The following is a 14,065-nucleotide window of genomic DNA, read 5'->3' as shown; positions in this document are numbered from 1 at the left end:
CCCCCCGTACACCGGGCGTACAGACAAAAAGGGATTTCGCCGCCTGACGGCGTCGACCGGGGAGCGTCCCTCCTCAAGCCCCTTCGGGGCCCTCGTCGGGCCGCGTTGCCACGGACTCGCCGGTCGGGAGTCGCGGGTATTCCGCCGTTGAGCGGGCTTCGGGGTTGGGGAGCCTCCGGCGGAGGTATTTGGTGCCAAGATGAAAGGGCCGGGCGGGTTAGCTGTGTGTCTGGAGCACCACGCCTGCGAGGTAGAGTGACCCGCAGATCAGGACGCGGGCGCCGGGGGCCTTTGCGAGGATCGCAGCGAGGGCGGAGTTCACGTCCTCGGCGGTATCAGCCTGTAGCCCGGCGGCGCGGGCCTTGGCGACGGTGTCTTCTGCCGAGAGGGTCGCGGCCTGACCGGGGATGGACACGGCGTGAAGGCTGCCCGCCACACCGGCCAGCGGGCGCATGAAGCCGCCGACATCCTTGGTGTTGAGCATGCCGCAGATCAGGTGGGTGGGTTTTGCGGGCAGGCGCGAGAGCGATTCGACGATGGCCAGCGCGGCGGCGGGGTTGTGGCCGCCATCGAGCCAGAGGTCGCTGCCTGCGGCCTCGGCCATATCGACCAGCGGGCCGGATTTCAGGCGCTGCATGCGGGCGGGCCATTCGGCGCGGGTGACGGCGGCCTCGCATGCAGCCTCGTCAAACCGGAGATGGCGCAGCGCGGCAAGGACGGCGCCTGCGTTCATCACCTGATGCGCGCCGACGAGATTGGGCAGCGGCAGGTCCAGAAGGCCGGTTTCGTCCTGGAACACCAGCCGCCCGCGTTCTTCCCAGACATGCCAGTGCTGGCCATGGACCAGCAAGGGCGCGCCAAGACGGGCGGCGCGGGCCTCGATCACTTCCAGCGCCTCATCCTGTTGGGGGCCGACGACGCAGGGCACGTCACGCTTGATGATCCCGGCTTTTTCGCCCGCGATTTCCGGGAGGGTCTCACCCAGATATTGCTGATGATCGAGATCGACCGGCGTGATGATGGTCAGGCGTGGCTGATCCACGACATTGGTGGCATCGAGCCGCCCGCCGAGCCCGGTTTCCAGCAGCGTCCAGCCGGCGGACACGCGGGTGAAGGCCAGAAGCGCTGCGGCGGTGGTGATCTCGAAATAGGTGATCGAATCGGGGCCGTTGGCGGCGAGGCATTCGTCGAGAATGTCGCTGAGCAGGTCCTCGTCGATCAGCTCGCCCGCCAGACGGATCCGTTCATGGAAGCGCGCGAGGTGGGGCGAGGTGTAGACATGGGCCGACTGGCCCGTGCCCTCGATCCCCGCACGCAGCATGGCGAGCGTGGAGCCCTTGCCGTTGGTGCCTGCGACGTGGATGACCGGGGGCAGCTGCGCCTCCGGGTGGCCCAATGCCGCCAGCAGCCGGTGCATCCGGTCGAGCGTCAGGTCGATGATTTTCGGGTGCAGCGACATCATCCGGTCAAGGAGGATGTCGGAACGGGCCTCAGCCATTCTTGTCGGCAGCCTCTTCTTCGGACGCCTCGGGCGTGGGCGTTTCGGCCTCCGGTTCCGGTGCGGGCAGATCACCCTTCACGGCGGGCGGCTGGCCGGTCAGCATGCGCAGGATGGTCACAAGCTCATCCTTCAGATCCTTGCGGTGCGTCACCCGGTCCAGCATGCCGTGATCCAGCAGGTATTCGGACCGCTGGAAGCCCTCGGGCAGGGTTTCGCGGATGGTCTGTTCGATCACCCGGGGACCGGCGAAGCAGATCAGCGCATTGGGTTCGGCGATCTGCACATCGCCAAGCATGGCGTAGGAGGCCGTGACGCCACCCGTGGTGGGGTGGGTCAGCACGACGATATATGGCAGGCCCGCCTCTTTCAGCATCTGCACGGCGACAGTTGTGCGGGGCATCTGCATCAGCGACAGGATGCCTTCCTGCATGCGGGCGCCCCCGGCGGCGGAGAACAGGACCAGCGGCAGTTGCCGTTCCACGGCGCGTTCGGCGGCGGCGATGATGGCGTTGCCCACATACATGCCCATGGACCCGCCCATGAAGGTGAAATCCTGACCGGCTGCGACGATGCGGGTGCGGCCCACCTCGCCTTCGGCGACCAGCATCGCCTCGAATTCTCCGGTGCCCTTCTGGGCGGTTTTCATCCGGTCGGGATATTTCTTCTGATCGCGGAACTGCAGCGGGTCGGGGACCGGGACGGGAACCTGCACCTCGGAAAACACGCCGCCGTCAAACAGCGCCTCGAACCGGGCGCGCGGGGTCATCGGCATGTGGTGGTCGCAGCCGGTGCAGACGTTCAGATTGTCCGACAGTTCCCGGTGGAACAGCATGGTCCCGCATTCGGGGCACTTGGTCCAAAGGTTTTCCGGCACCTCGCGGCGGGAAAAGAGCGAGTTGATCCGGGGGCGGACGTAATTGGTGATCCAGTTCATGAGCTGTCCGTTTCTGCGACCGTCCACGCCCAGATATGACGCGGGGACGGGAAATGCAATTGCAGCGTGGCCTAGCGGCCCGTCTTTGCGAGGGCAAAGCGGATGGCGGCCCAGATCGCGACCGTGGTCGCCATGTCGCGCAGAAGAAGGGGAACCAGCGTATCGGTTTCCGCCGGACCGAAGGGCGTGACGTAGAGCGCAAGACCGGAGAGCGTGCCGCTGAGCGACACGACGAGGATCGCCACCACATTATTGGCGAAGTGAAACCCCCAGGCCGCGCCGATATTGCCGGTGCGGGCCGTCAGATCGGCGGCGCAGAGACCGAAAAGCCCGGTCGCGGCTACCACCAGCCAGGCAAGGACGGGGCCATTGGACGGGTCCAGATGCGCGAGACCGAAGAGGATAGAGGGCAGGCCCATCCAGACGAGGGGGGTGTTGAACCGGGCGGCCAGTTGCTGTTGCAGGTAGCCGCGAAAGAACAGCTCCTCCGCGCCGGTCTGGCCTAGGATGACCAGCAGCGACAGGGGCAGGAAGTTGAGCCACAGGGGCAGATCCAGCCCCGGCAAGGGGTCATAGCCGAAGGGGATGATGGCCGAGGCTGCGAGCACCGCCAAGCAGACTAGCGTGGCGATCATGAAATGCCGCCGCATCCGCCGCCAGGGGCCAAAGAGCGTCCAGGCGCTGCGGCGGTGGATCAGGGGGGCCACGGCCATGACGCCGAAGGCAAGGCCCCACAGCGTGGCGATGACCAACAGGGTAGAGGTGGGCGTATCGGCCCGCGTCATGCGGTCGATCCAGGCTTGTCCGCCTTCGACACCGGCTGTCAGGAAGACTGTGCCGAACAGCGCAATGACCCATAGCACGCAGATCACGCAGGCCAGGACGAATCCAAGCATCAGCCAGCCGATCTGAGGCCGTACCTGCGCTGGCGCCACATAGGCGTTATGGGCTTTGTAACTCATTCGCTCGGGCCTGCCTGCCATTTTGCGAGACCATACCCTGACCGTCTGCCAGCGGCAATCGCGCTTGTGTGGGGGAGTCGCGCGTTCTATTCCTGAAAGCAAGCGCTTTGGTAAGGAGAAGATCAGCATGACCACGGGTCCGAAAGACAAATCTCATCTGCCAAGCCGGCACACCACAATCGGTCCCGCGCGCGCGCCGCATCGGTCGTTTCTCTATGCCATGGGGCTGAGCGAGGAAGAGGTGAACCAGCCCTTCGTCGGCGTCGCCACCTGCTGGAACGAGGCCGCGCCGTGTAACATCGCCCTGTCGCGTCAGGCGCAATCGGTGAAGATGGGCGTCAAGCACGCGGGCGGCACCCCGCGCGAGTTCACCACCATTACCGTGACCGATGGCATCGCCATGGGGCATGAGGGGATGCGGGCATCGCTGGCCAGTCGCGATGCTATCACCGACACGGTGGAACTGACCATGCGCGGCCATTGCTATGACGCAATGGTCGGGCTTGCGGGCTGCGACAAGTCCCTGCCGGGAATGATGATGGCGATGGTGCGGCTGAACGTGCCGTCGGTGTTCATCTATGGCGGCTCGATCCTGCCGGGCCGCTACAAGGGCAAGGACGTGACGATTCAGGATGTGTTCGAAGCGGTTGGCCGTCATCAGGCGGGCGCGAATTCGGACGAGGAGCTGCGGGCGCTGGAAAAGATCGCCTGCCCGTCATCCGGGGCCTGTGGCGGCCAGTTTACCGCCAACACCATGGCTTGCGTGTCCGAGGCGATCGGGCTGGCTTTGATGAATTCCTCGGGTGCGCCCGCGCCTTACGAAAGCCGCGATGCCTATGGCACCGCCTCAGGCGATGCGGTGATGAACCTGCTGGAGAAGAATATCCGCGCGCGGGATATCGTGACGCTGAAATCCTTGCAGAACGCGGCGCGGGTCGTGGCCTGCACCGGCGGCAGCACCAATGCGGGGCTACACCTGCCCGCGATTGCGCATGAGGCGGGGATCGACTTCAACTTGCAGGACGTCTGCGAGATCTTCCACGACACGCCGTATTTCGTGAACCTGAAACCGGGCGGCGAGTATGTGGCCAAGGACCTTTACGAGGTGGGTGGCGTACCCGTTGTGATGAAGGAGCTGCGCAAGGCCGGGCTGATCCACGAAGATTGCATGACCGCCAGCGGGCGCAGCATTGGTGAGGAACTGGACCTGATCGAACGCGAGGCCGACGGCAAGGTCATCCACCCGATCGAGACGCCGCTGACGGAAACCGGTGGCGTGGTCGGGCTGCAAGGCAACCTTGCCCCTGACGGGGCCATCGTGAAGGTCGCGGGGATGAGCGCGGAGGAACAAGTGTTCACCGGTCCCGCGCGGGTCTTCGAATGCGAGGAAGACGCGTTCGAGGCAGTCAAGGCTCGTACCTACAAGGAAGGCGATGTGATCGTCATCCGCAACGAAGGCCCCGCGGGCGGGCCGGGGATGCGGGAAATGCTGGCCACCACGGCGGCGCTGTCCGGTCAGGGCATGGGGAAATCCGTGGCGCTGATCACCGACGGGCGCTTTTCCGGCGCGACACGCGGCTTCTGCGTGGGGCATGTGGGGCCAGAGGCCGCGCATGGCGGGCCGATTGCGCTGCTGGAAGACGGCGACATGATCACCATCAACGCGGTCACCGGGGAATTGTCGGTTGCCTTGACGGATGAACAACTGGCCGCGCGCAAGGCCGCCTGGGCCGGACCGCGCGAAACCATCTATGCCTCGGGCGCGCTGTGGAAATACGCGCAGCTGGTGGGGTCGGCCAAATATGGCGCGGTGACTCACCCGGGCGGAAAAGAGGAACGGCATGTCTATATGGACCTCTAGGGCGCTTGTCCTGACAGTGTTGCTGGTCGCCGCCTGCGGGCGGCTGGGTGGCGGACCGTCCGGGTCCCCGCCGGTGCGGGCAGTGTCCGTGACCTCTGACATGGTGACGGTGACCGGACCCGAAGGCTTCTGCGTCGATCCCGATTCCACCCGCGACAGCGGCGATACGGCGTTTGTCCTGATGGGTAATTGCGCGGTGATCTCTGGGCGGCGCAGCGCTGGGCAACCTGCGGTTCAGGCGATCTTGACCGCGTCGCTGTCCGAGGCCGATGCAAGCCAGACCCTGCGCGACGCGATCCCGGATCTGAGCGCGTTTTTCGCATCCGAAGAAGGCCGCCAGTTGCTGAGCCGCGCGGGAGAGGCCGATACGGTCGAGGTTCTGGACAGTTTCCATCAGGGCGATGTGTTCTACCTGCGCGCCCGTGACAGCAGTGCCAGCGAGATCCAGAATGTCTCGGCCGATTACTGGCGGTCCTATCTGGATGTGGGCGACCGGATTGCGACGCTGACGGTTCTGGGCCGCGATGACAGCCCGGTTTCCTCTGACAGCGGATTGCAGACATTGCGCGAATTCACCCAGGCGGTGCAGCTTGCAAACGAATCCGGCGCCGCCCCGGTTGCCCCGGTTGCCCCGGCAGCGGTTCCAGCCAGTCCCGCGCAGCCGCGCGGAACGCTCTGGAATGTCGGGCTGTTTCGGAGAATAATGGGCGGTTAAGGGATCAGGGGTTAAACCCTTGGCACATCGTGGAACGAGTGGGAGCGTCTGGCAGCTGACATGAGCGGTTTTCTGGAAAAACGGATGCTGAGAAAATCGGTCGAGCGCTGGGCGGCGCTGGCCGATCACGCAGGGTCCCTGCCAGCGCAGGAGGTGCAGGAGTTGCAGCGCACCGCGCGCAGACTGCGCCGCAAGCTCGATCTGTTCGTGGCCTCCGCCGAAGCGGGTCTGATCCCGGACGGGCAATCCGAAATCCTGCGTCCCGATCAATGCGACTGGGCCTGGCGTCCCGATCCCTGGACCGCCCCCCGCGCGCCCTCTGGCGTGGTCGAAGTGCCCTCCCCGCACAAGCTGACCGACAGCGTGACGCTGTTTCATGATTGCGCCCGGTCCGAGATCACCCTGCGCCAGACCCGCAACACCGATCCTTCAGTGTCCTCGGCCTTCGGGCTGCTGCTGGATGTCTACCGCTTTGACGGATCCTTCCTGTCGCTGGTCCTGTCCCTGCCCGATGCGGCGATTTCCGGCATCACGCGCAACCATTATTTCAGTCTGCGCGCCCGCGTGATCCGCGAGAACCCGATCGAGATCTATGCAAGGCTGAACATCCAGCACGGCCCCAATACCGAACAGATGGTGCGGCAGCTGGACCTGTCCGATGATGTGGGGCTGGCCGAATTCGATCTGGCCTATTCCAACATCAATGAAAAGCGGGTGGAGAAGGCCTGGATCGACCTGATCTTCGACAATCCCGCGATGAACCAGGTTCAGCTGACCGACCTGACGCTGACCCGCGCCCCGCGCGCCGATTTGTGAAGGAACCCCGCAAATGTCCGAATCGAGCCTGGTCAAGACCCGCCTGAAAGCCGGCCGCTACGAGGGGCTGCTGAACGCCTCTTCCTCTGCGCCGGTGGTCGAGGCCGTCCATCATGACCGCGTCATCGGCTTGCCAGAGATCACCCCGATGGAAGGGCATCCGGGGCATTTCCTGTTGGGCTTCGACATCCCGGCCGAGGTTCTGTGCGACGGGGTGCAGACCATCCAGCTCCGCAGTTCCGAGGATGGCGAAGTGCTGGATCGCATAACCATCCTGGCCGGCGAACCGCTGGAGGACGACATCCGCGCCGAGGTCGAATTCCTTCGAGAGGAGCTCGACCTGCTGAAACGAAGCTTCCGCCGCCACTGCGTGGAAACCGGGGTCGATTGAGCCATGGGTTAGGCTGAACAGCTTGACCTCGCCAGCGCGCGCGCCGTCGAACCGAGTGCAACGAATGACGGCTTGGAGCCCACCCTGTGACTTCTGATGTCTCGCCTTAAGCGCACGCAGCAAGACTTTTTGAGGCAAGGAGCGAGACGCGGACCGGGATCACAGCGGCGCTTATGAGGTATCCCCGCCGTGAAACTGTCGGTGACCGGATCGCGCGGCGTGGCCTCGCCGGCATGGGCTAAGCCTCACAGATCCGGGAAAACATGGGTCTGCTTTACAACTCCATAGACAAAGCTTGTGTCGATCGAGCTGATGCATCCGATCTCGTGTAGCCGCTGTCGGACAAAGCGTTCGTAGTCTTCCAGGTCCGAGACAATGACACGTAAGAAATAATCAGCCGCCCCGGTCATCACAAAGCATTCCAGGACTTCGGGTATGTTTCGCACCTCGTGTTCGAACAGTTGAACGATCTCGCCTGTATGCGCGTTCAACGTGACGCGAACGAAAACCGTAATTGGATAGCCGTAGGCCTTCGCGTCCACCTCGGCTGTGTAGCCTTTGATGACGCCGCTTTGCTCGAGGTTTCGCAACCTGCGGAGACATGGCGAAGGCGAGAGGTTCACGTGTTCGGCAAGTTCGAGATTCGTCATGCGCCCGTTCTTCTGTAGCGCCCGGATGATCTTGCGATCCGTCGCGTCTATTTTGGAAGCTTTTGGCATAATATGCTAATCCTGATGATCCTTGGGGCGAACTTAGCAATCACCTGCCGCGTAATCCATCCCAATATAGCGCCAGCTACAAGAGGTGCACTATGGATACGACGGGCAAAGGATTTTCGACACGGGCCATACACCACGGGTATGATGCCGCTACGCATCAAGGCTCGCTGAACCCGCCGATATACCTGACATCAACCTTCACGTTCGAGACCGCCGAGGCCGGTGGGGCGATGTTCGCGGGCGAGCAGCAGGGACATTTCTACAGCCGAGTTTCGAACCCAACCCTGGATCAGCTGGAGCAGCGTATCGCCAATCTGGAGGGCGCAGAGGCCGGGCTGGCCACGGCATCAGGTATGGGGGCCATCACTTCAGTGTTCTGGACGTTGGTTGCCTCGGGTGATGAGGTGATCATCGACAAGACGCTTTACGGCTGCACCTTCGCCTTTCTGACGCATGGGCTGACAAAATTCGGCGTCACGGTCGTACCCATTGATCTGACCAACCCTGAAAACCTTTCAAGCGCGATCTCTGACCGGACCAAGGTTGTTTATTTCGAAACGCCTGCCAATCCGAACAACCGTTTGGTGGATATCGCAGCCATTTCGCAAATCGCGCGCGCGAAAGGCGCCAAAGTGGTGGTCGACAACACATATGCAACGCCGGTTCTGACCCGCCCGCTTGAACATGGCGCGGATATCGTTCTGCACTCCGCCACCAAATATCTTGGCGGTCATGGTGATGTGGTTGCGGGCCTCGTCGCGGGCTCGGCGGACGACATGCAACAGGTGCGTCTGATCGGGCTGAAGGATATGACAGGCGCTGTGATGTCCCCGTTGACGGCCATGCTGATCCTGCGCGGCATGAAAACGCTCGAACTGCGGGTCGAGCGGCATTGTCAGACCGCGATGCGTGTGGCCGAGGCCCTAGAGGCGCATCCTGCTGTCGCGCACGTGCACTATCCTGGGCTCGACAGCTTCCCGCAACGGCAATTGGCGCGGCGACAGATGTCAGATTTCGGCGGCATGATTCCCTTCGAGGTTGTTGGTGGCAAAGCGGGCGGCATCGCGGTGATGAACCGGCTGAAGTTGATCCAGCGGGCTGTCAGCCTGGGGGATGCGGAAAGCCTGATCCAGCATCCCGCAAGCATGACGCATTCGACCTACACTCCCGAAGAACGGGCGGAACATGGGATCGCTGAGGGACTGGTGCGCCTTTCGGTCGGGTTGGAGACGGCAGACGACCTGATCGACGACCTGATGACAGCTCTTTCTCAACACAACGCACTTGCGGCTGAGTAAGTCCTGCGCGTGGAGGAAAAAATGACTGACGAAAAGCTCTTCGGTGACGCCACAAGCCAGGCTGCCAAACGAAAGCCCGGGCGCTGGATCAATGAGTTGGATCGCAGCCGCCAAGCCGGTCCGTTCCTGGACGCCCACCCAATGTGCGGTATGGGGATGTCCACAAAGGCTGTCCACGCGGGCACCCATGATGACCCGCGTACCGGCGCGGTCGGTACACCAATCTATCAAACCTCGACCTTTATCCTGCATGAAGAAACATACGGCTCGATTGAGGAAGGGTTAGGCCGCGACCGTTTTATCTACACCCGCTACGGCAATCCGTCCCAGTGGGCCGTGCAGGAAAAGCTGGCGACGCTCGAAGGTGCGGAAAGCGCGATCGTGTTCAGTTCAGGAATGGCTGCGATAACGGCCGCCGTGATGGCCATGGTCGACAAGGGGGCGCATGTTGTTGCCGCAAGCGACCTTTATGGCGGGACCTATAACCTCTTCAATCAGGAATTCCCGTCGATGGGCATGTCGGCCACCCTGGTGGACAGCTATGACCTTGAAGCCATCGAGGCCGCGATCCAGCCCAACACGCAGATCCTCTATTTCGAAGTGATCACCAACCCGGTCTTGAAGGTTGTGGATATCCCTGCGCTGGTAAAGATCGCCAAGCGGCACAATCTGCGCCTCATAGTCGACAGCACCTTTGCCCCACCCCCGGTGATGAAACCGTTGGAACTTGGCGTGGATCTGGTCGTGCACTCGGCTTCGAAATACCTCAACGGGCATTCGGACCTGATTGCAGGCGTCGTTTGCGGACCGCGCAAACTGGTCGACATGATCTGGCCTCGCCTTCTGAACTATGGCGGATCGCTCGATCCGCATGCCTGTTTCCTGTTGGAACGCGGCCTGAAGACGCTCGACATTCGGATGAAGGCGCATGAGGCATCGGCCACCGCTTTGGCAGAATTCCTCGAAACCCACCCGGCGGTGGAAAGCGTGCTCTATCCGATGCTGCCCAGCCACCCGGACCATGCACGCGCGAAAAGGCTGATGAAGATGGGCACAGGCAACGTGACCTTCTTTGTCAAAGGCGGCGATCAGGCGGCGCTTGCGCTGTTGGACCATTTGCGCTTGCCGAAACAGGCGACAAGCCTCGGTGGGATCGAAAGCCTGGTTAGCCTGCCGTTCAACTCCTCGCAGGCCACGATGACACGCCGTCAGCGGGCCAATATCGGTATTCACCCTGGTTGCGTGCGTCTTTCAGTCGGTATCGAAGATGCCGCTGATCTGATCGCGGATTTTGACCAGGCTCTGACTGCAATTTCTACCGTGAAAGGGGCCGCTTGATGCGCAACTCCATCCCAACCGCCGCGCTGAGCGAGTTCGTCAATGAAGTCGCGAACGACCCCGAAGAAGGTCTGATGAGCTATGGCATCGAAATTGACTGGGAAAGCGGGACCCGCGCCCGCACCGCGACGAAGCCCATGCTCGTGGGTTCGCACAAGGTCAGCCGCTCTTTCGTGTGGAAGGCGGACGAGCCGCGCCAGTTGATGGGCAACAACCACGGACCGAACCCGCAGGAGCTCCTGTTGTCGGGTCTTGGGTCCTGCATGATGGTGGCCTTCGTCGCTGGCGCGACTGCCGAAGGAATCCAACTGGACTCGGTCAAGATCGATTTCGATGGCTCGCTTGATCTGCGCGGTTTTATGGGCCTTGGCACCAACGCGCCGGTGGGCTTCCCGGAAATTCGCTATACGATCCACGTATCCGGCAACGGCACTCCTGAGCAGTTCGAAGAGCTGCACAAAAAAGCTGTCCAACACAGCCCAAACGCCCAGACGATCCTCAACCCCGTCTGCCTCTCTGGCGATATCGTCGTGAGCCAGTTCGAAGACTGAAACCGGACCTCGGGGAGCCTCGCCATGACCGTTTCGCACACCCATTTGAAGACTGTCGAGCAATTGCTGCTGTGGCATTCACATTGGATGATCCACCACGCGAACCACGTCCGCCCCAAGGTGGATGGGATCAAAATTGGCGGGCATCAGGCCTCCTCCGCTTCGATGGTGTCGATCATGACAGCGCTCTATTTCTCGGCCTTGCGTCCCGAGGACCGCGTTGCGGTCAAGCCACATGCCTCTCCTGTCTTTCATGCGGCGCAGTACCTGATGGGCAATCAGACCCGCGAGCGGATGGAGAACTTTCGTGGCTGGGGGGGTGTTCAGAGCTACCCGAGCCGCACAAAGGACGTCGATGATGTGGATTTCTCGACTGGGTCGGTCGGACTCGGCGTCGCGATCACCTCGTTTGCGTCGATCATTCAGGACTACATTGCTGCCAAGGAATGGGGCAAGGATGCCCCCATGGGCCGAATGGTTGCCTTGGTCGGAGATGCGGAGCTCGATGAGGGCAACATCTATGAGGCCCTGCAAGAGGGCTGGAAAAATGACCTGCGCAACACCTGGTGGATCATCGACTATAACCGGCAATCACTGGATGGGATCGTGCGTGAGGGTCTGTTCGAACGGATCGAGAAGATCTTTGATGCCTTCGGCTGGGATGTTGTCCGCATCAAACATGGCGCGCTGCAACGCGCGGCATTTGAGGAACCCGGTGGAGACAAGCTGCGCGATTGGATCGATGCCTGCCCCAATCAGGAATACTCGGCGCTCACCTTCATGGGCGGTGCGGTCTGGCGCAAGCGTCTTATGGACGATCTGGGCGATCAGGGGGATGTCTCTGCGCTGATCGACCGGCGCAGCGATGATGAACTTGCTGCATTGATGGAAAACCTGGGCGGAAACTGCGTGACTACAATGGCCGATACGTTTGACTCGATCGATCATGATCGCCCGACCTGTTTTCTGGCTTACACGATCAAGGGCTGGGGCACCCCCATTGCGGGTCACAAGGACAACCATGGCGGCCTGATGAACAAAAGCCAGTTCAGGGACTGGCAGCAGCATATGGGCGTGCCGGAGGGCCATGAATGGGATCGCTTTGCGGGGGTCGAAGATACCGCCCCGCTTGAGGCCTTCCTTTCAGATGTGCCCTTCTTTGCCACTGGTCCACGCAGGTTCACTGATGCCAGGATCAAGGTTCCCGCGATTGACTTCAGCACCGATCGAGAGATCTCGACACAGGCCGCATTCGGCAAGATTCTGGATGATCTGTCGAAAGGTGACAGCGACCTTGCAGCCCGGATCGTCACCACTTCCCCCGATGTGACAGGCACGACGGGGCTTGCCTCCTGGGTTAACCGTCGCAAGCTTTTTGCGCGCGCGGAGCAGGCGGATGCGTTTATCGAACACCGCATTCCATCAACCACGAAATGGGCCTTCACCCCCGAAGGTCAGCATATTGAGCTGGGCATCGCCGAGACGAACCTGTTCCTTCTGCTCGGAGCGGCGGGGCTGTCGCATTCTTTGTTTGGCAAACGCCTTTTGCCCATCGGGACGGTCTACGATCCTTTCGTGCACCGCGGTCTCGATGCTTTGAACTACGCTTGCTACCAGGATGCCCGGTTCATGATCGTCGGGACGCCGTCGGGTGTGACGCTCGCGCCGGAAGGCGGCGCGCACCAGTCGATTGGCACGCCGCTGACGGGCATGAGCCAGGACGGTCTTGCCAGTTTCGAACCGGCCTTTGCCGATGAACTGGCGGTCATCATGGAATGGGCATTCGACTACATGCAGCGCGACGGTGAGGGCGACCCTGACGAGCGCACCTGGCTGCGCGACGAAACCGGTGGTAGCGTCTATCTACGCCTTACGACCAACCCCATTGAGCAGCCCGGCAAACGCCACGATGACGCCTTCAGGCAAGGCGCCATAGATGGGGCCTACTGGCTGCGCAAACCGGGTCCGAACTGCGAAGTGGTGATCGCCTATCAAGGCGCCGTTGCGTCCGAGGCCATCAAGGCGGCCGGCATTATCGGTGAAGGGAGGCGTGACATTGGCGTCCTCGCAGTGACCTCCGCCGACAGATTGAACGCCGGGTGGACGGCTGCGCAGCGCGCAAGGTCACGCGGCAATGCCGTCGCCCGGTCACATATCGAGAGGTTGCTTTCCGACCTTCCGCCGCATTGCAAGATCGTCACCGCCATCGACGGGCACCCGGCGACGCTCGCATGGCTGGGTGGCGTAGCTGGTCATCAGACGATCTCGCTGGGCGTTGAGCATTTTGGACAAACAGGCACGATCGGCGATCTCTACCGACATCATGGAATTGACGCCCGTTCGATCGCGGAGAAAGTGCAGGGACTCACACATGGCAGCCAGATTCGCATGCTGGCTCGCGTATGACGGATCGGTCTCTGATCTGAAACGTGCACGAAGCGGAGCTGCCAAACAGCAGTAGCCGCGTCTGCATGAGGCCGGTTTGTCCGCACTCTGGAATTCATTTCTTGCGCAGCAGCGCTCTCGCTCCTTGGCCCGATTCCATGAAAGCCGTTGTCGTACAGCTTGCGGCCTCATGTCACCGCGGTTGCAAAACCATGTTCTCTGGCAGGCTCTGGAAGAGGTCGCCCTGGGTCGTCATTCAGGCCGGCAGCGTGCCAGATGATCGGGATGATCTGTCCGACCAAGGGCGAGGGCCGATGCCCGCCAGATGAGGGTAAGGACAGGCAATAGGCGGGTTTTTTCCCCGAACTGCCTTGGTCCCGGGCGAAAGCTTAGATCAGAACACGAACTCATCGACGAACTGGCCCTCGACGTCCCATTCCAGCCCGGCCTGGCCGATGCTCTGCCAGCTGGGGGTGCCGCTGGCCATGTCGTACATACCGACCGATCCAGTGTTGACGTTGCGCCACAGGGTGTCGTCCATGCCGTCGCCATTGTAGTCGCCGGTGCCGACGATATCCCAGTCGAAGCTCACCT

Annotated in this window: 13 protein-coding genes; 8 read left to right on the top strand and 5 right to left on the bottom strand. The window is 62.1% G+C overall.

Going from position 1 to position 14,065, the window contains the following annotated elements:
• Positions 1 to 217: 217 nt before the first annotated feature.
• From EP237_RS21265 to EP237_RS23860, 3 genes are all read right to left on the bottom strand, one after another.
• On the bottom strand, positions 218 to 1,498 hold the full coding sequence (locus tag EP237_RS21265; RefSeq protein WP_127562839.1) for a bifunctional folylpolyglutamate synthase/dihydrofolate synthase: 1,281 nt from the start codon (positions 1,496 to 1,498) through the stop codon (positions 218 to 220).
• Entirely contained in the window at positions 1,491 to 2,435 is a 945-nt protein-coding gene (gene accD, locus EP237_RS21260) for an acetyl-CoA carboxylase, carboxyltransferase subunit beta (protein WP_127562838.1), read from the bottom strand. The genes EP237_RS21265 and accD overlap by 8 nt, the downstream gene beginning before the upstream one ends.
• A gap of 71 nt (positions 2,436 to 2,506) precedes the next feature.
• A complete protein-coding gene (locus EP237_RS23860; RefSeq protein WP_420812540.1) occupies positions 2,507 to 3,070 on the bottom strand; it encodes a CPBP family intramembrane glutamic endopeptidase in 564 nt (187 codons plus the stop codon).
• A 454-nt stretch (positions 3,071 to 3,524) separates the two neighbouring features.
• Here EP237_RS23860 and ilvD point away from each other — a divergent pair, with 454 nt between their 5' ends.
• Genes ilvD through EP237_RS21235 form a run of 4 tightly spaced genes read left to right on the top strand, consistent with a single transcriptional unit; the run spans position 3,525 to position 7,180 of the window.
• Positions 3,525 to 5,258 (top strand): dihydroxy-acid dehydratase, encoded by a 1,734-nt coding sequence (ilvD, locus tag EP237_RS21250; protein ID WP_127562836.1) that lies wholly within the window; start codon positions 3,525 to 3,527, stop codon positions 5,256 to 5,258.
• On the top strand, positions 5,239 to 5,973 hold the full coding sequence (locus EP237_RS21245; RefSeq protein WP_127562835.1) for a hypothetical protein: 735 nt from the start codon (positions 5,239 to 5,241) through the stop codon (positions 5,971 to 5,973). The genes ilvD and EP237_RS21245 overlap by 20 nt, the downstream gene beginning before the upstream one ends.
• Before the next feature lie 60 nt (positions 5,974 to 6,033).
• Positions 6,034 to 6,789 (top strand): DUF6478 family protein, encoded by a 756-nt coding sequence (locus EP237_RS21240; protein ID WP_127562834.1) that lies wholly within the window; start codon positions 6,034 to 6,036, stop codon positions 6,787 to 6,789.
• Positions 6,790 to 6,802: 13 nt separating this feature from the next.
• Entirely contained in the window at positions 6,803 to 7,180 is a 378-nt protein-coding gene (locus EP237_RS21235; RefSeq protein WP_127562833.1) for a hypothetical protein, read from the top strand.
• Positions 7,181 to 7,425: 245 nt separating this feature from the next.
• On the opposite strand, the gene EP237_RS21230 is transcribed toward EP237_RS21235, so the two are convergent.
• Positions 7,426 to 7,899, bottom strand: a complete 474-nt coding sequence (locus EP237_RS21230; RefSeq protein WP_127562832.1) for an Lrp/AsnC family transcriptional regulator — start codon at positions 7,897 to 7,899, stop codon at positions 7,426 to 7,428.
• Between the two features lie 92 nt (positions 7,900 to 7,991).
• Between EP237_RS21230 and EP237_RS21225 the strand changes: the two genes are divergently transcribed.
• Genes EP237_RS21225 through EP237_RS21210 form a run of 4 tightly spaced genes read left to right on the top strand, consistent with a single transcriptional unit; the run spans position 7,992 to position 13,492 of the window.
• Positions 7,992 to 9,197 (top strand): methionine gamma-lyase, encoded by a 1,206-nt coding sequence (locus EP237_RS21225; protein WP_127562831.1) that lies wholly within the window; start codon positions 7,992 to 7,994, stop codon positions 9,195 to 9,197.
• Positions 9,198 to 9,218: 21 nt separating this feature from the next.
• Positions 9,219 to 10,535, top strand: coding sequence for a trans-sulfuration enzyme family protein (locus EP237_RS21220; RefSeq protein WP_164744792.1), 1,317 nt, complete (start codon positions 9,219 to 9,221; stop codon positions 10,533 to 10,535).
• Positions 10,535 to 11,086, top strand: coding sequence for an OsmC family protein (locus tag EP237_RS21215; protein WP_127562829.1), 552 nt, complete (start codon positions 10,535 to 10,537; stop codon positions 11,084 to 11,086). Before EP237_RS21220 ends, EP237_RS21215 begins: the two co-directional genes overlap by 1 nt.
• A 24-nt stretch (positions 11,087 to 11,110) precedes the next feature.
• Positions 11,111 to 13,492, top strand: a complete 2,382-nt coding sequence (locus tag EP237_RS21210; protein WP_127562828.1) for a 1-deoxy-D-xylulose-5-phosphate synthase N-terminal domain-containing protein — start codon at positions 11,111 to 11,113, stop codon at positions 13,490 to 13,492.
• 373 nt (positions 13,493 to 13,865) lie between these two features.
• Here the strand turns inward: EP237_RS21210 and EP237_RS23240 are convergent.
• The coding region (locus EP237_RS23240; RefSeq protein ID WP_206052340.1) for a hypothetical protein at positions 13,866 to 14,065 on the bottom strand (200 nt) is incomplete at its 5' end.

Origin of the sequence: Nioella ostreopsis, assembly GCF_004000255.1 — a bacterium.
In the GTDB taxonomy this organism is placed as follows: domain Bacteria; phylum Pseudomonadota; class Alphaproteobacteria; order Rhodobacterales; family Rhodobacteraceae; genus Nioella; species Nioella ostreopsis.
The sequence above is the reverse complement of the archived record's forward strand: the minus strand, read 5'-3'. Positions and strand labels throughout refer to the sequence as shown.